Consider the following 19486-nt stretch of genomic DNA (forward strand, 5'->3'; position numbering starts at 1 on the left):
GCCCGTTCTGGAGAAAACAAAAATGAGCATTGAACGCTGGCACACCGCGTGGCGCGAACTGATCGCCCCCGGTGCGCCGTTTGAAGTGGTGACGCCCGATGACGGCGCTCCACGCTACTTTCGTCACGCCGCGCACGACTTGCTGCAAGTGTTCGACACCGGTCGGGTTCACGGTGACCGTGAATTCCTGGTCTGGCAGTCGCAGCGCCTGACCTTCAACCAGTTCTTCGATCGGGTCGACCGCCTGGCCGGGCAGATGGTCGACCGTTTTGTCCTGCAACCGGGCGAGCGGGTGGCGATCGCCATGCGTAACCAGCCGGCGTGGCTGGTGGCCTTCGCCGCGATCGTGCGCTGTGGCGCGGTGTGTGTGCCACTCAACAGTTGGGGCCTGCGCGACGAGTTGCAGTACGCGTTGCAGGACAGCGGTTCCCGCCTGCTGATCTGCGACGAAGCGCGCCTCGATACCCTGCGCGAGGATCTGGCCCGCGAGCAGCGAGCCACCATCGTCGTCGGGACCGAGGAATCCACCTTGCCCGAGAACTGCCTGCGTTTCGAGGACTTGATCAGCGCCCCGGCGCAACCTGTGCCCACGCTGGAAATCGATCCTGACGCACCGGCGCTGATCCTTTACACCTCGGGCACCACCAGCCGCGCCAAGGGCGCCGTGTCCAGTCACCGGGCTATCTGTCAGGCGCTGTTTGCCCTGGATTTCCAGGGCGCGTTTTGCGCCATGAGCTCGCCCGAGCGTATCGGCGTGGTGATCAATAGCGGCTATCCACCCACCACGCTGGCGGCCGTGCCGTTGTTCCATGTTAGCGGCTTGCATGCGCAGTTCCTGTCGGCATTACGCGGAGGTCGGCGCTTGATGCTGATGTACAAGTGGGATGTCGAACGTGCGATCGACCTCATTCGTGATGAGCGCTGTACCCAGTTCAACGGGGCACCGGTGATGATGCAGCAACTGCTTGCGTCACCACGCTTTGGCAGCGAGCACACCGCCAGCCTGTTCGGACTTGGGCTGGGTGGTGCAGCGTCGTCCGCCGGGGTGCTGGATGACATGCTCAAGCTCAAGCCCGACGTCATCGGCGGTGCCGGCTACGGCCTGACCGAAAGCAATGGCATCGGCGCGGCCATCGGCGGCGATCCGTTCGTGTACAAGCCGCAGACGGCGGGTTGGGCGCTGCCGATCGTCGATATTCGTATCGGTGACAGCCCTGACCAGCCACAGGCGGCGGGCACTCGCGGGGTGATCTGGCTGCGTTCCCCAACCTTGATGAGCGCCTACTGGAACCTGCCCGAAGCCACCGCGCAAAGCCTGCGCGACGGTTGGCTCGACACTGGCGACATCGGCTACCTCGACGAAGAGGGCTTTCTCAGTATCACCGGCCGGGTCAAGGAGTTGATCAACCGCGGTGGCGAGAAAATTTCAGCCGCAGAAATCGAAACTTGCGTGCTCGATATGCCCGGTGTCCTGGAAGCGGCAGCATTCGCCATTGTCGATCCGCTGCTGGGTGAGACGGTGGGGCTGGCCATTCACGGCCAGGCGTCAACTCTGCCCCAGCAAGCGCAAGTTTGCGCATTCATCGCCGAGCGCCTGGCTGCCTACAAAGTGCCGGCGCAGGTTTATCGGGTGCTTGAACCCTTGCCACGCAACGCCACCGGCAAGGTGCTCAAGGCAAAGCTGCAGGAAAAGTTGGGCGCATAACGTCGCCTTAGTCTTTCCGGACGATGTCGGGGCCGGCAGAACACGAACAATAGATCCATCCACACAGCCTTATCAGCGAAGGAGGCATCACATGAAAATAACAAGAACAGGTCTCATGCTCGCGGTCGCAGTCACAGCCAATAGCGGGCTGACGGGTTATGCGCACGCCGCGGTGTCACCTCAGGAAGCAGCCAGACTGGGCAAGGAGCTGACCTGTGTTGGCGCCGAGCAAGCCGGCAACGCCGAGGGCACCATTCCGCCGTATACCGGCAAATACCTGGGTGAAGTCCCGGGCTGGAATCATGTGAAGTTCTCCGGCGACCAGCCGGTGGACCCCTATGCGGCGGAGAAACCGATCCTGGTGATCACTGCGCAGAACATGAGCCAGTATGAGGCGCACCTTACCGAAGGCCAGAAGGCGCTGCTGAAGAAGTATCCGAGCAGCTACAAGATGAACATCTATCCCGGTCACCGGGATTTCCGCTATCCCGATTACGTCTGCCGCCGCGCGATGGACAACGCTCTGAATGCCAGGCTGGTCAATGACGGGGCGGGTTTCGAAGGTCTGGGCCAGATTCCGTTCCCGATTCCCAAGAACGGCATGGAACTGCTGTGGAACCACCAACTGCCGGCTCGTGCCTACACTGAGGAAAAGACCTCTGACCTGGCTTCGGTCCTGCCCAATGGCAGCATCGGCTGGGGCCGTGCCTATGCACGCAACCTGTCGCAGGCCAACTCGCCAACCGTCGAGCCCACCACGGACGGCAAGATCCAGGCCATGAGCAACAACATGACTCTCAAACCGGCCCGCGACAACGGCACTCTGAGCATTTCCCATGAACCTTACAACTTCGCCGTAGAGTCGCGTCAGGCGTGGTCTTACAGCCCGTCCACCCGACGTGTTCGGCAACTGCCGGGCTACGGTTACGATCAGCCGATGATCGGCACCAACGGCACCATGACCGTCGACGAGGACCGCTTGTTCAACGGCTCACCGGAACGCTTCAACTGGAAGCTGGTCGGCAAGCGCGAGATCTATAGCCCGGCCAACGCCTACAAGCCCAACGCCGGGACCGTCAAGCACGCCGACATGCTGACGCCCAACCATCCCAATCCGGATTTGATGCGTTATGAATTGCGTCGGGTATGGGTGTTGGAAGCCGACCTCAAGGAAGGCTATCGCCATGTCTATGGCAAGCGCGTGCTGTTCATCGACGAAGACACCTGGAACGCGGTCATGGCCGACAACTACGACGCCCGTGGACAGCTGTGGAAGCACGCCATGGTCAACTACTACTACCACCCGGATATGAGCGGCTGGCAGGCTGGTTCGCAGTTCTTTCTGGACTTGAACTCCGGCCAGTACACCGGCTACGGCATGACCAACGAGTCGAAGAAAGGCCCGATCCTCAACGAAGGCAAATTTACCCCGGACCAGTACACCGCGGACGCGGCGCGGGCTATCGGTAGATAAGACCCGGATCGTTGTAACGACTAAAAGCCCCATCGGTATCCGGTGGGGCTTTTTCGTCGTTTGGTGTCATGCTCCGATCCCTGTAAAAGCCTGAGACGGCGGTGCACCTGCTGCACCGCGTTATCGTTCTCTTAGCCCAACAAATGCCCCCTCAAGTCACCGATCATGTCCAAGTGCGAATAATCTCGAAAGCTGAATCGCCAGACCCCGTCGATACGCTCGAACTCATCCAGGTAGCGCCCGCTGGCGATAGGTTGCAGAGTCAGGGTGTCGGTGGCCTGCAGCACGGTGTAGCAGGAGCGAGCTGTCGCGGTTCCTGTGGGTTGGTCAATGTTGATGATGGGGTTGCTGATGACGTGTCTGGTGCGGGGTGTACCGCAGGGATAGAGCTTGATTCGTTGCTGCCAGATCTCCAGCAGGGCGGTGTAATCAAGGAAGTCACTGTGGCTTTTTACTTTGAGTCGGGCATGTCGAAACAACTCGGCGGCCTCGACCAGTTGTCCGCTGTCCAGGCACTCGGCGTAACGGTAAAGCAGGTTGCAGATCTGTACGGCGCTGGTACTCATCGTGGTCCTCAGCAAAAAAAAAGCCGCTGGAACCCGGCAGGTTTCCAGCGGCGCGGTTGTAAGGGGAAGAGGATCAGGCAGTCACGGCCTGGTTCGTCGCGGGCAGTGGCGCGAGGCTGTTCATCTGTTGGCGATATCGCGGCAGTGCCAGGGTCAGGAACACGCTGGCCAGCACCAGCATTGACACAGATGAAGCCAACGCGTAGCGCAGCGACTCACTGCCCAGGGTTGGCACAAAGAAGTCACTGAGCATGCCAACAAAAAGCGGCCCGATACCCACACCCAAGAGGGTCATGGACATGACGAAAATCGCCGTGGCCTGGGCCAGTCGTGTAGCCGGGAAAAGGTGGGTAATGGCGCTCAGGCACGGTGTTGCCCACCAAACGCCAAAGAAGGCGAACGCGCTGTAGAACAAAAACGCCTGCGGCACGGCGATGCTGCCGATATGGAACGCCGTGCCTTGGGGCCAGAGGAAGTACGCCAGGGCGAAGGGAATGCTGATCAGCGTACCCAGCAACGGCACACCGATCTGCCAGCCGACATCACGTCGCGCCATGCGGTCGGTGAGCATGCCACACAGCAGGGTGCCGAAAGTCGCACCCGTACCGCCCACCACGCCCACCAGAAATCCGGCTTCTTGCAGATTGAGGCCGTGGGAACGGATCAGGAAGCTCGGGCTCCAGGTGCCGATGGCGTAGCCGGCAATCGCTGCCGCGCCGCCGGTGAGCACCAGGCAAGGGAACGAGGGCATGCGAAACAGCTCGAGGAGGGTCTTGAGCCAGCCATCCTGTTGCGCCGCAACGTTGCCCAGCGGCACTACGCGCTTGGGCGCTCGCACGGTCAGCAGCAGAAGCAGACCAAGGAAGATTCCGGGCGCGCCGATCAACAAGAAGGCGTAGCGCCAACCGTGGTGCTGGGCAATCCAGCCACCCAGGCCCAGGCCAACTATCGCCCCCAGGCTGGAACCGAGCATCAGCACCGACAGAGCAGTGGATCGGCGGTTCGCCGGGTACAAGTCCGAGACCATCGCCACCGACGGCGCCGTGCCACCGGCCTCGCCCACGGCCACGCCTATCCGCGCCAGCACCAGGGTCAGAAAGTTTCCAGCCATGCCGCAGAGCATGGTCATCAGGCTCCAGGCGATGCAGCTGAAGGCGATCACCGGCTTGCGCCCGATTCGATCCGACAGGCGTCCCAGCGGGAAGCCGAACACGGTGTAGAACACCGCGAAGGTCACCCCCGACAGCAGGCCGATGCCAGTATCGGAAATGCCGAATTCGAGCTTGACCGGTTCGATCAGGATCGCCATCAACTGGCGGTCGATGTAGTTGAACACATAGATGCTGGCGAGCACGAAAAGCGCGTAATGCGTTCGCCATGTCACGGGGGTGGATTGGTTCACTGCGGGTGCTCCCGGTTTTGTTCTAGTTGGCGCGATGCTGTAGGTGCCCAGTGTTTTTTTCATCGTCCGTTCAGACCATCTCTGTCATCTCCCAGGCAAACCGCCGCACCCGATAGCGAACCTAGTCTTGTCGGACGATGTTTCGCACGCACTCAACGTCAATCATTCAGCCATATCCGCTGCCATGTCAGCGCTTGCCCATGTCATGGCAAGCCCTGCGACAGCAAAAAACAATAAGAAGCTGAGGAATTGAGATGAGCGTCTTGTTCGAGCCGGTCGCCCTGGGCGAACTGCAATTGGCCAACCGCATCGTCATGGCCCCCATGACTCGCAGCCGCGCCCTTGCCGATGCGATACCCGGCGGCGATATGGTCGAATACTACCGCCAGCGCGCCAGTGCCGGGCTGATCGTGGCCGAGGGCACCGCGCCGTCGGCCAGCGGCCTGGGCTATTGTCGCACTCCGGCGATCTACAGCGACGAGCAAATCGTCGGCTGGCGGCGGGTCACCGAGGCAGTGCATGCCGAGGGCGGGCGGATTGTCCTGCAGATGATGCATGTCGGCCGCGCTGCCAGCCGTCACAACAAACCGGCGGGCGCGGCCACGGTGGCACCTTCGGCATTGCGCGCACGCACACAGGTGTTCAGCGATACCGCCGGCCTGGTGGACACCGATGAGCCACAGGCGCTGACCTTGCAAGGTATTGGCGAGGTCATCGAGGACTATCGGCAGGCCGCGTTGAATGCGCGTCTGGCCGGCTTCGACGGTGTCGAACTGCACTGCACCAGCGGTTACCTGCCGATGCAGTTCATGGCCTCCGGCAGCAACCAGCGCAGCGACGCCTACGGCGGCGATGTGGGCGGGCGGGTGCGTTTTGCCAAGGAAGTGATCGAGGCCATGGCCGCTGCGATTGGCGCCGGACGCGTTGGTTTTCGCCTGTGCCCCGGCAACCCCTACAACGACATCGATGACCGCGATCCGGCGGCCACGGCAGCAGCCTTGTGCGAAGCCGTGGCGTCGCTGGAGCTGGCCTACCTGCACATCATGCGCTCGCCCCTGGCAGAGCTCGACGCCTTCGCCCTGGCGCGTAAGCACAGTCCTCATGCATTGATTCTCAACGATGGTTTCGACGGTCCTTCGGCCACTGCCGCTCTCGCGTCGGGCGAGGGGGCAGCTGTGTCGTTCGCCCGTCATTTTATTGCCAACCCCGATCTGGTGGCGCGTTTGCAACGTGGCCTGCCGCTAAGTGGCTTTGACCGCAAGACCCTGTATACGCCGGGCCCGGCGGGCTACTCGGATTACCGCGTGCATCAAGCAATAGCCGGGGAGGTGATGTAATGAATCTTAATGACTTAAACCACGTCCTGCGGTCCCGCGTGGTACCACGGGAGCAGACTCAAGCGTTGCTGGACCAGCGCTCGGCCGCTGCCGGTCGGATCAAGCCGGGCGATCTCTACACCCTGGCTGACCGTCTGGAGCAACAAGCGAGTGAGCAGGGTGAGAGCACCTTTCTGATTTATGGCGAGCAGGCCCTGAGTTACTCCGAGGTCGATGCACGTGCCAACCAGATGGCCCACACGTTTTATGCCAACGGACTGCGCGCCGGCGATGTCTGCGCGCTGGCCATGGAAAACCGCCCGGCGTTTTTCTGCACCTGGTTCGGCTTGGTCAAGCTCGGGGTGGTGGTGGCCTTCATCAATACTCAGGTCAGTGGCCGACCACTGCTGCATGCGTTGAAGACCACCGAGGCCAGGGCGCTGGTGGTTGGCGAAGAGTGCCTGGCGAATGTGCAAACCACCGAAGGCTTTCCCGGCCTGCCGTGCTGGTTGGTGCGTGACGCGGAAAATCCCTGGTCGGGAGCGCTGCCCAAGGGCATTGACGGGCATTTCGATGCGCGCCTGGAGAAAGCCCCGCGCACGCCGTTTCCCCGGAACATCCGCGCGCATATCGAGGCGCAGGCCACAACCCTGCTGATCTTTACCTCGGGTACTACCGGCTTGCCCAAGGCTGCGCGTTACAGCCATATGCGCTGGATGTCGTCGGGGGATGTGATGGAACCCACCCTGCAAGTCACCAGCAAGGATGTGTTCTATTGCTGCCTGCCGCTGTACCACGGCGCCGCGGCCACCTCGGTGACGTCTACTGCGCTGCGCGCCGGTGCCGCCATCGTGGTGCGCCGCAAGTTCAGCGTACGGGAGTTCTGGAACGATGTGGCGCGACACCAGATCAGCATCTTCCAGTACATCGGCGAGATCTGCCGCTACCTGCTCAATCAGCCAGTTCGAGCGGGCGAGCGCGAGCACAGTCTGCGCTGCATGCTCGGCGCCGGGCTGTCGCCGGACTCCTGGCAACGCTGGCTGGAGCGCTTCGGCCCGATCAGGGTGTTCGAGGGCTGGGGCGCCACCGAAGCCAATTCGGCACTGATCAACGTCGACAACTATTTTGGTTCCTGCGGACGCGTGCCGGACTGGAACAAGACCAACCTGAGGTTAGTGCGTTACGACATCGAAAACGATTGCCATCCACGGGACGAAAACGGTTTCTATCAAGTCTGCAAAGTAGGTGAGGTTGGCGAGGCCATGGGCTTTATCGTCAATCACCCTGAGATCGGTGGCGGACGCTTCGAGGGTTACACCTCTGCCGAGGCGACCGAGAGCAAAATCCGCCGTAATGTGTTTCGCGAGGGCGATGCCTATTGGAGCTCCGGCGACTTGCTGCGCGAGGATGCCGACGGTTACTGCTATTTCGTCGACCGCATCGGCGATACCTATCGCTGGAAGAGCGAGAACGTTTCGACCCTGGAAGTGGCGCACGCCCTGGGCGATCTGGTGGGCCTGGAACTGATCAATATCTATGGCGTCCAGGTGCCCGGCCAAGAAGGCCGGGCCGGCATGGCCGCGGTATTGATGCAGGCCGACCAGCCGTTTGATCCGGCCGCCCTGTACGCCTTGACCGAAGCGCGCCTGCCACGCTATGCCGCGCCGGTGTTCGTGCGGGTTACCCAGTCGGCAGACCTGACCGCCAGCTACAAGCTGCGCAAGGTCGACCTGCAGCGTCAGGGCTACTGCCCGACTCGTTGCAGCGATCCACTGTTCATCCGCGACGAACAGGCCCGCAGCTATGTGCCTTATTCGCCGGAGGCATTGACGCGGGCCGGCCTGACGCCATTTGCGGTGGCCGAGCATGGCTGATCTGGACGCCAACGGTCACCAATTGCGCGACGGCCTGCGGTACCCGTGGCCGCAGGCGCCCGATTCCGGACAGGTGCGCGAAGTGGCACCGGGGGTGTGGTGGCTGCGCATGCCGCTGCCATTTCGCCTGGACCACATCAACCTCTATCTGCTGCGCCACACCGATGGCTGGGTCGTTGTGGACACCGGCATGAACACCGAACAGACCCGCGAAGTCTGGGACCGTGTGCTGAGTGAAGTGTGCGACGGGCTGCCGCTGCTGGCGGTGGTCTGCACCCACTTTCATTCCGACCATGCCGGGGTCGCCGCGTGGCTTTCGCAGCGTTTTCATTGCCCGGTGTACATGACCGTCAGCGAGTTCCAGTCGTTGCACGTCAGGTTTCCCGCCGATCAGCCACCGGGCTGGGACTTTCTCGATTTCTACCGCAAGGCCGGGGTCAGCGACGAGCAGAGTACCGAGATGTTCGCGGTGATGAGCAACGCCCACTTCCTGCCAGCGCCACTGCACCATTTCCGGCGTTTGCACGAAGGCAGCTGCCTGCACATCGGTGGCCGCACCTGGCAGGTGGTGATCGGTCGCGGCCACTCGCCGGAGCATGCCTGTCTGTACGCCGCCGATAACGGCTTGCTGATCTCCGGCGACCAGGTGCTGCCGCGCATCACTTCCACCGTCGGAGTGCATGCCACGGAGCCGTTGGCAAACCCGCTGCGTGACTGGCTCGATTCTATCGAGCACTTGCGCAGCTTGCCCGACAGCGTGCTGGTGTTGCCGGCACATGAGCGGCCGTTCTTCAATTTGCATCAGCGCCTGGACCAGCTGGAGGCCCACCACAAAGGGCATCTGGCTTTAATGCTGGCCAACTGTGACGAGCCGCGCACCGTGCTCGAGCTCATGGCCCTGTTGTTTCCCAAACTGTCGGGTCGTTTCGACGAACTGATGGCGCTGGGCGAAACGTTGGCCCATGCCAACTACCTGGTGGCCGAAGGGTCGCTGGAGCGGGAAGAGGACCGGGGGCGATATCGCTACCGGCGTGCTGTAAGGGGAGCGTGCGGTGTAACGCCGCTCAAGGTGTTTTGAGCGAATGGCACGGCAGCAGTGTTGAACATTCCAGGCAGCCAACCGGTTGTCATTGAGGAGAATCAGTGTGATCAACAAAAACAACAATAACTTTACGGTCATCGGTTCGGGCGCATTTCAGCTCACCAGCCTGGCGGCAGCCATTGCGCTGGTGTCCACACCCGTTTGGGCAGGTGAGACGTTCGAGTTCGACAACGGCGCGACCATCGACTGGTCGGTGACCACCAGCTACGGCATCGGTGTACGCACTGGCAGTCAAAGCGATCGCTTGCTGACTATCAACGCCGACGATGCCAACCGCAACTTCGACAGTGGCAGCCTGACCACCAATCGCGTGGGCGCGCTGGCGGAAATGATCCTGCGCAAGGACAACTACGGCGCCGTGGTGCGCGGCAGTACCTTCTACGATGACGTCTATCACAGAGAAAACGATAACGATTCGCCCGCTACCGTGAACAAAAGCGGCAGCAACGACGAGTTCACCAGTGACACCCGCTACTACAGCGGCGGTCGCAGCAAAATGCTGGATGCCTATGTGTTCAGCGGCTGGCGCTTTGACAACGACACCATGCTCGACGTCAAGGCCGGGCGACACATCGAATCCTGGGGCGAGAGTCTGTTCTACCCGGGTGTGAACGGCGTACAAAACCCGTCTGACGCGGTAAAAGCGTCCCAGCCGGGTGTCGAGGTCAAGGAAATCCTTTTGCCGGTGGGCCAGTTCTCCGGCTCGTTCCGACTGAACCCCCAGCTGACATTTGGTGCATACGTGCAATACGAATGGAAGGGCACTGAACTGCCGCCGGTGGGCAGCTACCTGTCAGGCAGCGACGTGGTCGGGCCAGGTCGCGAGTTTATCTACGCCAACGGCCAGAAGATCCTCTACCGCGGCACCGACGAACCGAGCGATGGTGGCCAGTGGGGCGTGCAGGTGCGATTCCGTCCGGTACCGGCCCTCGAGCTGTCGCTGTTTCACGTCAACTACCACGACAAGAACCCGGCCACCGCGCTGGTCGGCTACAACGCTTTGCCAGTAGGCGGTGGCCGCAACGCCTTCGTCAGCAATGGTTACGAGATCAAGTACTTTGAAGACATAAAACTGACCGGTATCAGCGCCTCGACCAAGATCGGCGATACCCAGGTCGGAGCCGAATGGTCGTACCGCGACGGTGCGCCGGTGATGGTCAATACCGGCCTTGGCGCGGTGCCGGCCAAGGGCAAGGGGCAGCAAATGCAACTGTCGGCGATTCGTATCCTGGGGGACCGTCCATGGGCCAGCCAGACCAGCCTGACTGCCGAAATCATCCGCGTGCAGGTTGACAGCGTCGAGTCCACTTCGGCGGCGCCCAACCTGCAAGGCGTAAACCTGCTGCCTTCTCTGGCACCTCTAGTGGCCTCTTCCGATGACTACACCTACAGCACAGCCGCGGGTTACCGCACCAAGTCTTCCAGCGCCTACACCGTGGGCGCATCGTTCAGTTATCCGGGAGTTTTCCAAGGCTGGGATCTGGAAGTCCCCTTCAGCTTCTCCAACGTCTTCAGCGGCTCCACGCCCATGTCAGGAAGCATCTCCGGCGTCGCCGGTGACAGACGCCTGAGCATGGGCACGACCTTCAAGTACCTGGGCAACCTGGAACTCGGGTTGAAATACATCTCCTACCTGGGTGAAGCCGACCCGATCGATCGTCCGTTCGCCGACCGCGACTACGCCACGTTTTCGATGAAATACACCTTCTGATCGACCACTCAAGTTCCGGGTCGCTCTGCTGCGCCCGGACCTTCAACACAACCTTGAAAACGCCGCAGCGTAATGCTTCGGCATGGAGGCACTATGGGGCTCAAAGGGCATGCGGCCATTGTTGGCACCGCACAATACAAACCGGAGAAGTATTCGACCGCACCCAGGATGTTTCACCTTGAACAAGTTGCCGACCTCGCGGCCCAGGCGCTGCGCGATGCCGGGCTCAAGGCCTCGGACCTCGACGGGCTGGTGATCAACGGCCCGCATTTTCATGAAGCGTCGGTGTTCGTACCGGCGATGGCCGCCGAGTACCTGGGCCTGCGCCTGAACTTCGCCGAAGTCGTGGACTTGGGCGGCTGTACCTCGGTCGGCATGGTCTGGCGCGCCGCCGCCGCGATCGAACTGGGGCTGTGCCAGGCGGTCCTGTGCGTGATCCCTGCGCGAATGGCGCCGTTGGGACCTGACGAGGACGCCGGCTGGATGGCCCGCTCCATGCGATTCGGTGGACACAGCACGGCATTCGGCGCACCCGAGGCCGAGTTCGACCTGCCTTACGGGCACATGGGCCAGAACACCGGCTACGCAATGATCGCCCAGCGTTATGCCGCTCAGTACGACTACGACCAGCGGGCGATGGCCAAGATTGCCGTTGACCAGCGCACCAACGCCCTGGCCAACCCGCAAGCGATGTTCCATGGCCAACCGTTGACCATCGAACAGGTGCTGGCCAGCAGAATGGTTGCCGATCCGTTGCACGTCCTGGAAATCGTCATGCCGGTGGCCGGTGGCGCCGCGTTGATCATCGCCAACAAGGAGGTGGCGGCGCGGGCCCGCAAACGTCCGGCGTTCATTACCGGGTTTGGTGAACACCTGGCGTTCAAGTCGCCGTCCTATGCCGAGGACATGCTGCAAACACCCATTGGTCCGGCTTCCCAGCGAGCCTTTGCGATGGCCGGGCTCAAGCCCAAAGACGTCGATGCCGCGCAGATCTACGACTGCTACACCATCACCACCTTGTTGACCCTGGAGGATGCCGGTTTCTGCGGCAAGGGCGAGGGCATGGCCTTCGTTCGCGAACACGACCTGACCTGGCGTGGCGACTTCCCTATGAACACCCATGGCGGGCAATTGAGTTTCGGTCAGTCGGCCTCGGCCGGTGGCATGAGCCAGGTGATCGAGGCGGTGACGCAGATCGCCGGTACCGCCGGTGAACGCCAACTGGGCCGTTGCGACAGCGTCTACGTCTCCGGCACCGGCGGCGTGATGAGCGAGCAGGGCGCATTGATTCTTCAGGGAGCATAAGCACATGTCCAACAACAAACCGATGCCGGTCGCGACGCAAATTTCCGCACCCTTCTGGGAGGGCCTGAAGGCTCGCCGTCTGTTGATCCAGCAATGCAACGCCTGTGCACACTGGAATTTCTACCCACGCCGACATTGCACGGTGTGCCTGGAACATGACCTGGCCTGGCGCGAAGTCGACGGCGCCGCGAGGCTTTACAGCTACACCGTGACGCGTATTGCAACCTTGCCCGACTTCATTGATGAGATGCCGCAGAAACTGGCGGTGGTGGAGTTGGCCGAAGGGGTGCGCATCAATACCAACCTGGTAGGCCTTGAGGAAAACGAAATCCAGATCGGTATGTCCTTGCAGCCGGTGTTTGCCGAAGTCGACGCCAAGGGCAACCGCCTGCTGCGTTTCACCGGGATGGACAAGGATGCGCAGGGCCTTGAACCGCTGCCCGCGCAAGATAGCGAGCCGGCGCCGGCGGCATCGGAGCAACCGCCCGCGCACCAGATCGACCTTAACGATGGGCCGGCCTTGCAGGCACTGGTCAGTGAGCAGTTCAGCGACTGGAGCAACGTGGTGGTGGTCGACCAGGCCCTGATCGACGACTTCGCCCGGTTGTCGGGTGACGATTACTGGATCCATACCGATCCGGAGCGGGCACGCCTGCAGAGTCCGTTCGGCGGCACCATCGCACACGGTGCGCTGGTGCAGGTGCTGCAGTCGCGGATGAAACTGGCGCTGGGCTACGAGATCAGTGGTTTTACCACCCAAATCAACTACGGCTCCGATCGCCTGCGCTTCCCGGCTCCGGTGCCGGCCGGCTCGCGCATCCATTCGCGGGCGCGGGTGAAAAAAGTCGAAATCCTGGCCCGTGGCACCCAACTGACCCTGGAGCTCAACATTCATGTGGTGGGGCAGGATCGGCCGTCGGTGATCAACGACCTGGTGATCCTTTACATGGCCTGATCCCCGTTGAAGATCCCCCTGTAGGAGCCGGCTTGCTGGCGATGGCGTCCGTTCGGTCGACGCATCGGTGTCTGACCTGACGCCATCGCTGGCAAGCCAGTTCCTACAGGGAGGGCGAAGGCAGCCAGTTCGGTTTGCACATGAATACCCCCCACTCACGCCCCACGTCATTTGCGCCATTACATAAGCCATTTGGACGATGTGCCCCCCATCCCTTGCGCCGACTATTGCTCCAGAGGCAACGCCCATCTCGATTGCCTCGCATGCCTGGTGCGTGACAAAAACAAGAGGATTGGCCCTATGACTTGCCCTATCCACGTCAACCCCGAACAGGAGCGTTGCTCATGCGTTCGGTGATCGGCTACGCGGTTTGCCTGGTGGTCGCCTTGACCATTGGCTACACCTTTTCCCCCAAATCCCCACCGCAAGCGCAACTGTTGGCCACTCGCCCGGACCGGGTGCAGATCAACGGCCTGCTCAATCTTGGGGCGCGGGTGGTTGCGGTGGGCGAGCGTGGCAGTATCTTGCTCAGTGACGATCAGGGCGTCAGCTGGCAGCCGGCCAATGTCGCCGCGCAACGCAATGCGACCCTGACAGCCGTGGTGGCACTGGACGACAAGCGCTTGCTGGCCGTCGGGCATGACGGCTGGATCCTCCGTTCCCAGGACGCCGGCAGCAGTTGGCAGGAAATTCGTTACGACAGCGATCTGGGCGAACCGCTGCTGGGCATCTGGACCGGCGGTGGCGACAGCGTCATAGCGTTTGGCAGCTTCGGCAAGTTCTATCAATCCCTGGATGGCGGGCAGACCTGGACCCCGCAGTCCCTGGAGATCGACAACGCGCACCTCAACAGCATGGCCGGTGGCAATGATGGCCGCCGCATGCTGGTGGGCGAACAGGGGCTGGTGTTGCGTACCACCGACAGCGGCCGGCACTGGCAGACTTTGCCGGCGTTCTACAGCGGCTCGCTGTTCGGCATCGTGCGCCTGAGCGCAGATAACTGGGTGACCTACGGTATGCGCGGGCATGTGTTCGTCAGTCACGACTTCGGCGGCAGCTGGACTCAGATAAAAGTAGGCAACCAGTTACCGTTGTACGGCCATGTGGTGCTCCCCGATCACTCGGGCCTGGTGATCGTCGGTGCGGGTAGCTCGGTAGTACGCCTGGATGTGAAAGGTGAGTTGGTCGGTGTCGGACGTCTCGCCGGGCTTGGCACATTGACCTCGGCGACGATCGTTGGCTCACGCCTTCTGGTGGGTGGCGAGCGCGGGGTATTGCAGGGATCAGGTGGCAGCGTCGCTGCCCTAATGGCCACACAGGCCACCCAGTGAATGAGAGGCGGGCAATGAATCAAGGTAAACACTGGGTGACGCGTTGCGTCGAAACGTGCGCGGACCATCTGATGTCCTGGCGCAAGGGACTGCTGGCACTGTTTGTCCTGGTGACGCTGGGCCTGGGCTACAGCGCCACCCACACGCAACTGGATCCGGGTTTCAACAAACAGATCCCGGTGCGTCATGAATACATGATCAACTTTCTCAAGTTCAGTCGCTACTTCACCGGTGCCAACCGCTTCCTGGTCAGCGTGCGCTGGAAAGGCGAGGGTGACATCTATAACGCCGAGTACCTGGAGACCTTGCGCAAGGTCACCGACGACGTGTTTTTCATTTCCGGGGTAAGCCGCCCCAGCGTGACGTCGCTGTTCACCGCCAATGTGCGCTACATCGAAATTACCGAGGAAGGATTCTTTGGCGACGTGGTGGTGCCACCGCGCTTCAGCGGTACCACCGAAGACCTGGCGCAGGTGCGCAGCAACACGGCGGCCTCCGGTCAGGTCGGTCGCCTGGTGGCCAACGATCTGAAGTCGGCCATGGTCCGCGCCGACCTGCAGGATACTGACCCCAAGACCGGCCAGCCGGTGTCCTATGTCGAGATCGCCAAGCGCCTGGAAGAGATCCGCGGCAAGTACAACAGCCCCAATATCGAAATCAACATTGTCGGCTTCGCCAAGCTGGTCGGCGATGTGGTTGAAGGGTTGAATACTGTGATCGGTTTCTTTGTGGTGGCCTTCGTCATTACAGGGGTGCTGCTGTGGCTGTATTCGCGCTCCCTGCGCTTGACAGTGGTGGCGCTGGTGGTTGCGTTGCTGCCGGTGGTCTGGTTGCTCGGCCTGTTGCCGCTGCTGGGCCTGGGCATCGATCCGATGTCGATCCTGGTGCCGTTCCTGATTTTCTCTATCGGCGTGTCCCATGCGGTGCAGATGACCAACGCCTGGAAGCAAGACGTGCTGGCCGGTAGTACCTCGAAGGAAGCGGCACGCTCGGCGTTCTGCAAGATCTTCATCCCCGGTTCCCTGGCCTTGCTGATGAATGCCTTGGGGTTTGCGGTGATCATGCTGATCGACATTCCCATCGTTCACGAACTGGGGGTGACGGCCTGCATCGGCGTGATGTTGATGATCATCACCAACAAGCTGATGCTGCCGGTGATCATTTCCTATCTACGCCTGGAGCCTGCACTCTTGCTTGGGGCGCAATCGCGACCGACGGGCAAGCACCGCCTGTGGTGGCGTCTGTCGGCACTCGCCGAGCCGGGGCCTGCGCTCGGGGTGTTTGTTGTCAGCCTGTTGCTGCTGGCGGCCGGGGCCTACAAGGCTCGTGATCTGGCGGTGGGCGATATCGGCGCAGGCGCGCCGGAGCTGCGGGCCGATTCGCGCTATAACCAGGACAATGGCAAGATCATTGGCAGCTACTCCATCGGGCTCGATGTGATGTCGGTGTTCGTCCAGGTCAAGGGTGTCGAAGAGGGCTGCCTTTCGCCTGCGGTGATGCGTGCGGTGGAAGCCTTCGATTTCCGCATGCGCACGGTCACCGGTGTGCAGTCGATCCAGAGTGTTGCGGACATGGGCAAGCGGGTGATTGCCGGCAACAACGAAGGCAATCCGCGCTGGGCGGCGATACCGGGATCACCCCGTGGCTTGAGCCAGGGCGCGCGGGCCTATATGCCGGATGATGGCTTGGTCACCGACGGCTGCCAGCAGATGCAGATCCTGGTGTTCCTGACAGACCATGAAGGCAGCACTGTCAGCCATGCGATCGCCGAAGCCAGGCGGATCATCGCTGAAGTCAGCTCGCCGCAAGTCGAATTCCTTCTGGCCGGTGGCAACGTCGGCGTGATGGCGGCCTCCAACGAGGCGGTCAAGCGCGCCGAAGTGATCATGCTCGGGGCACTATTCGGATCGGTGGCATTGTTTTGCTGGCTGACTTTCTTGTCGATCCGCGCGGTGCTGTGCATTCTGGTACCGCTGGCAATTGTCGCGATCCTCTGTAACGCACTAATGACCATGCTCGGGATCGGCCTGAAGGTTGCGACCTTGCCGGTGATGGCGCTTGGGGTAGGGGTGGGCGTCGACTATGGCATTTACCTGTACGAACGTATTCAGCACGAGATGCTGCGCGGGTCCAATCTGCGCGAGGCGTTCTACCAGGCCATGTGCCAACGGGGGACGGCTGCGGTATTCACGGCCGTGACCATGTCCATTGGCGTCTGCACCTGGGCGTTCGCACCGCTTAAGTTTCAGGCCGACATGGGTGTGCTGCTGTCGTTCATGTTCCTGGTCAACGTGCTGGGGGCGATTTTCCTCCTGCCGGCGCTGGCCGCCTGGTTCAATCGCGGGCGACCGCTGGTTGGTGATCGGATACGAACGCCGGCACCAGCTCAAGGGCAGTTTCGCCTGAAAAACAGCCCGGCGGCACGTGATATCGGGAGCGAAAAATAAACCTGCCGGGCCTATTGTGGAGTCTGCGGGCGCTAGGGAAACTGGCAGGCAAGTAGCAGTCGAAAGGGGGGGAGCCCAGGGCTCCCCCAGCCGAAATTATAAAAATAACAAGGGAAGGACCCAGTCCTTACCCGAGCGAGATAAGACTATGCAAAATGGTGACTTGACCCATGAAGCCCTGGCCAGCCTTGGCCTCGACCTCACGCGCTACAACCAGTTGGTGGGCGAGATCTATGAAGGCGCCCTCGATCCGAAACTGATGGCTCACGCCCTCAGAAGCTTTCTAAAGCTCTACGATGCCAACTACGTCACCTTGATTTTGCGGGTGCCGGATCAACCTGATACCGGCGTCATGATCATCGTCGGCGACATCGAAGGTGCCGGTGATGTCTGCTACATGACCTACCCGCAAACCAATTCGCCTTTTTCCAACCAGCCGCTGGACCATGTGTTCACCGTGGACGACCTCATGAGCCCCACGCAATGGGAGCAGAACGGGTACTACAAGATGTTTTGCGAACCCTTTGACGTGTACCACCTGATGTGTGCCGATATTTCCACCCCGGACGGCGGAAAGCTGCGCTTTCGCATGACTCGCCCCAAACGGGGCTCCAACTTCTCTGCCCACGACCGGGCGGTGTGCGCCAGTTTCCTGCCTCACCTGCGACGTGCTTCGCAACTGCATAACCTGCGAGACCGCAGCGAATCGCTTAGCGAGTTGTACTCCCAGGCCATCAGCCGGTTATCGGTCGCGACCCTGGTGCTCGACGAAAGCGGCAGCGTGTTGCAAATCAATCCGGTGGCCCAGGAAATCCTCGCCCGTTCCGATGGCCTGAAACTGGTGGGTGGGCGCCTGGAGGCTACGTATCCCAGCGACAACCGTGAACTGCAACGCCTGATTCGTGGCGCGTTCTGCCCGGATGCGCCGAAAAGCGCCGAGGCCATGTCGGTGACGCGCCCCTCGGGACTGGTCAACCTTGGCGTGGTGGTCGAGTCGATTCCGTCTCTGGACTGGGCCGAGGAGAAGGGCCAGCCAGCGGCGCTGGTGTACATCCGCGATGCGTCGAGCAAGTCCCTGGCCAGCGAAGTGGTGACCAAGCAACTGTTCAACCTGACCAAGGCCGAAACCGCCCTGGCCATGGAACTGGCCAACGGCTTGTCCCTTGAGGAAGCTGCCGAGGTTTTGAGTATCCGGCGCAATACTGCGCGGGCGCACTTGCGCTCGATCTTCTCCAAGACCGGCGTGCGGCGCCAGACCGAACTGGTGCGCATCATGCTCAACAGCGTGGTGGCCCTGGGCAAGCCCCAACTGGCGTTGAAAATGACCGAGAAAATCAAGGTGCCGCCACTTCAACTGGCCGTGCCGATCTATCGTCAGGCCTGATCCTGCAAACCCGCCACCGGGCCATCCTGCCCTGTGGCGCGGTCATTGATGCAGCGCATTTTTTAGTCCGCACGGACGATGCCGTCCCGTGATCGCCCTGTCGATACTGGGCGGACCAATCACGGAGAACCACCATGCCAATTACAGCCATCACCGGCAGTGCCTCGGGAATCGGGGCCGCCGTATCCGCCGCCATGCGCGCTGCCGGGCATCAGGTTATCGGTATCGATCGCAGCAACGCCGAAGTGATCGCCGATCTGTCCACCCCCCAGGGGCGTGACGCGGCCATCTCGCAAGTGCTTGAACTCAGTGGCGGTGTCCTTGACGGGTTGATCTGCTGCGCTGGGGTCGGTGTCACCGCGCCAAGCAGCGGCCTGATCCTTGCGGTCAATTACTTTGGCGTCAGCCAGTTGCTCGACGGCCTGCAGGGGGCTTTGGTCAAGGGCCAGCAACCGGCGGCGCTTGTGATCGGTTCGGTGGCGGCCACTCATTCGGGGCCAGAGGGCCAAGCGCAGATCGAAGCGATGATCGCCGGCGATGAGGCCCGGGCGCTGCAATTGGCCAACAGCCTCGGCCAGCCGCACGTCGCCTATGCCGCTTCCAAATACGCCATCAGCCAACATACCCGCAGCCTGGCCGTGAGCTGGGGCAAGCAGGGCATGCGGGTGAACGTGGTTGCGCCGGGCGCGGTCGAAACTCCGTTGCACCAGGCTTCGCTGGACGATGCACGTTTTGGCAAGTCGACACGTGAGTTCGTTGCGCCACTGGGTCGCGCCGGGCAACCTGCGGAAATTGCAGCTGTGGTCGCTTTCCTGCAATCGCCGCAGGCTTCGTTTATCCACGGCAGCGTGTTGTTCGTCGATGGCGGCATGGATGCGATGGTCCGTGCCTCGCGCTTCTAAAAAGGAACTTCC

General features: G+C 61.7%; 14 protein-coding genes. 12 read left to right on the forward strand and 2 right to left on the reverse strand.

The window, feature by feature from the left end:
* The first annotated feature begins 22 nt into the window (after nucleotides 1-22).
* Nucleotides 23-1705: a class I adenylate-forming enzyme family protein gene (locus tag ASE98_RS22135; RefSeq protein ID WP_060543445.1), complete on the forward strand. Its 1683-nt coding sequence runs from the start codon at nucleotides 23-25 to the stop codon at nucleotides 1703-1705.
* 91 nt (nucleotides 1706-1796) lie between these two features.
* Nucleotides 1797-3179 (forward strand): DUF1329 domain-containing protein, encoded by a 1383-nt coding sequence (locus ASE98_RS22140; RefSeq protein ID WP_177336998.1) that lies wholly within the window; start codon nucleotides 1797-1799, stop codon nucleotides 3177-3179.
* A gap of 131 nt (nucleotides 3180-3310) precedes the next feature.
* Here the strand turns inward: ASE98_RS22140 and ASE98_RS22145 are convergent, their stop codons facing one another.
* Together ASE98_RS22145 and ASE98_RS22150 are read right to left on the reverse strand one after the other, a co-directional pair.
* Complete coding sequence (locus ASE98_RS22145; RefSeq protein WP_060543447.1) at nucleotides 3311-3745, reverse strand: nuclear transport factor 2 family protein; 435 nt, start codon at nucleotides 3743-3745, stop codon at nucleotides 3311-3313.
* Nucleotides 3746-3818: 73 nt separating this feature from the next.
* Complete coding sequence (locus ASE98_RS22150) at nucleotides 3819-5147, reverse strand: spinster family MFS transporter (protein WP_060543448.1); 1329 nt, start codon at nucleotides 5145-5147, stop codon at nucleotides 3819-3821.
* Between the two features lie 254 nt (nucleotides 5148-5401).
* Here ASE98_RS22150 and ASE98_RS22155 point away from each other — a divergent pair, with 254 nt between their 5' ends.
* The 10 genes from ASE98_RS22155 (at nucleotide 5402) to ASE98_RS22200 (ending at nucleotide 19474) form a co-directional block, all read left to right on the forward strand.
* Nucleotides 5402-6484 carry an alkene reductase gene (locus ASE98_RS22155; protein WP_060543449.1) on the forward strand — a complete coding sequence of 361 codons (1083 nt, stop codon included), beginning with the start codon at nucleotides 5402-5404 and terminating at the stop codon, nucleotides 6482-6484.
* Nucleotides 6484-8337, forward strand: a complete 1854-nt coding sequence (locus tag ASE98_RS22160) for a long-chain-acyl-CoA synthetase (protein ID WP_060543450.1) — start codon at nucleotides 6484-6486, stop codon at nucleotides 8335-8337. Before ASE98_RS22155 ends, ASE98_RS22160 begins: the two co-directional genes overlap by 1 nt.
* Nucleotides 8330-9415, forward strand: a complete 1086-nt coding sequence (locus ASE98_RS22165; protein WP_060543451.1) for an MBL fold metallo-hydrolase — start codon at nucleotides 8330-8332, stop codon at nucleotides 9413-9415. The genes ASE98_RS22160 and ASE98_RS22165 overlap by 8 nt, the downstream gene beginning before the upstream one ends.
* A 67-nt stretch (nucleotides 9416-9482) precedes the next feature.
* Nucleotides 9483-11150, forward strand: coding sequence for a DUF1302 domain-containing protein (locus ASE98_RS22170; protein WP_060543452.1), 1668 nt, complete (start codon nucleotides 9483-9485; stop codon nucleotides 11148-11150).
* Nucleotides 11151-11243: 93 nt separating this feature from the next.
* A complete protein-coding gene (locus ASE98_RS22175) occupies nucleotides 11244-12455 on the forward strand; it encodes a thiolase family protein (RefSeq protein WP_060543453.1) in 1212 nt (403 codons plus the stop codon).
* Nucleotides 12456-12459: 4 nt separating this feature from the next.
* Nucleotides 12460-13410, forward strand: coding sequence for a bifunctional OB-fold nucleic acid binding domain-containing protein/MaoC family dehydratase (locus ASE98_RS22180; RefSeq protein WP_060543454.1), 951 nt, complete (start codon nucleotides 12460-12462; stop codon nucleotides 13408-13410).
* Between the two features lie 344 nt (nucleotides 13411-13754).
* Nucleotides 13755-14741: a WD40/YVTN/BNR-like repeat-containing protein gene (locus ASE98_RS22185; RefSeq protein WP_060543455.1), complete on the forward strand. Its 987-nt coding sequence runs from the start codon at nucleotides 13755-13757 to the stop codon at nucleotides 14739-14741.
* A 14-nt stretch (nucleotides 14742-14755) separates the two neighbouring features.
* On the forward strand, nucleotides 14756-17188 hold the full coding sequence (locus ASE98_RS22190) for an efflux RND transporter permease subunit (RefSeq protein ID WP_060543456.1): 2433 nt from the start codon (nucleotides 14756-14758) through the stop codon (nucleotides 17186-17188).
* Between the two features lie 148 nt (nucleotides 17189-17336).
* Complete coding sequence (locus tag ASE98_RS22195; protein ID WP_060543457.1) at nucleotides 17337-18572, forward strand: helix-turn-helix transcriptional regulator; 1236 nt, start codon at nucleotides 17337-17339, stop codon at nucleotides 18570-18572.
* Nucleotides 18573-18706: 134 nt separating this feature from the next.
* A complete protein-coding gene (locus tag ASE98_RS22200; RefSeq protein WP_060543458.1) occupies nucleotides 18707-19474 on the forward strand; it encodes an SDR family oxidoreductase in 768 nt (255 codons plus the stop codon).
* Nucleotides 19475-19486 lie beyond the last annotated feature (12 nt).

Source organism: Pseudomonas sp. Leaf48 (genome assembly GCF_001421885.1).
In the GTDB taxonomy this organism is placed as follows: Bacteria; Pseudomonadota; Gammaproteobacteria; order Pseudomonadales; family Pseudomonadaceae; genus Aquipseudomonas.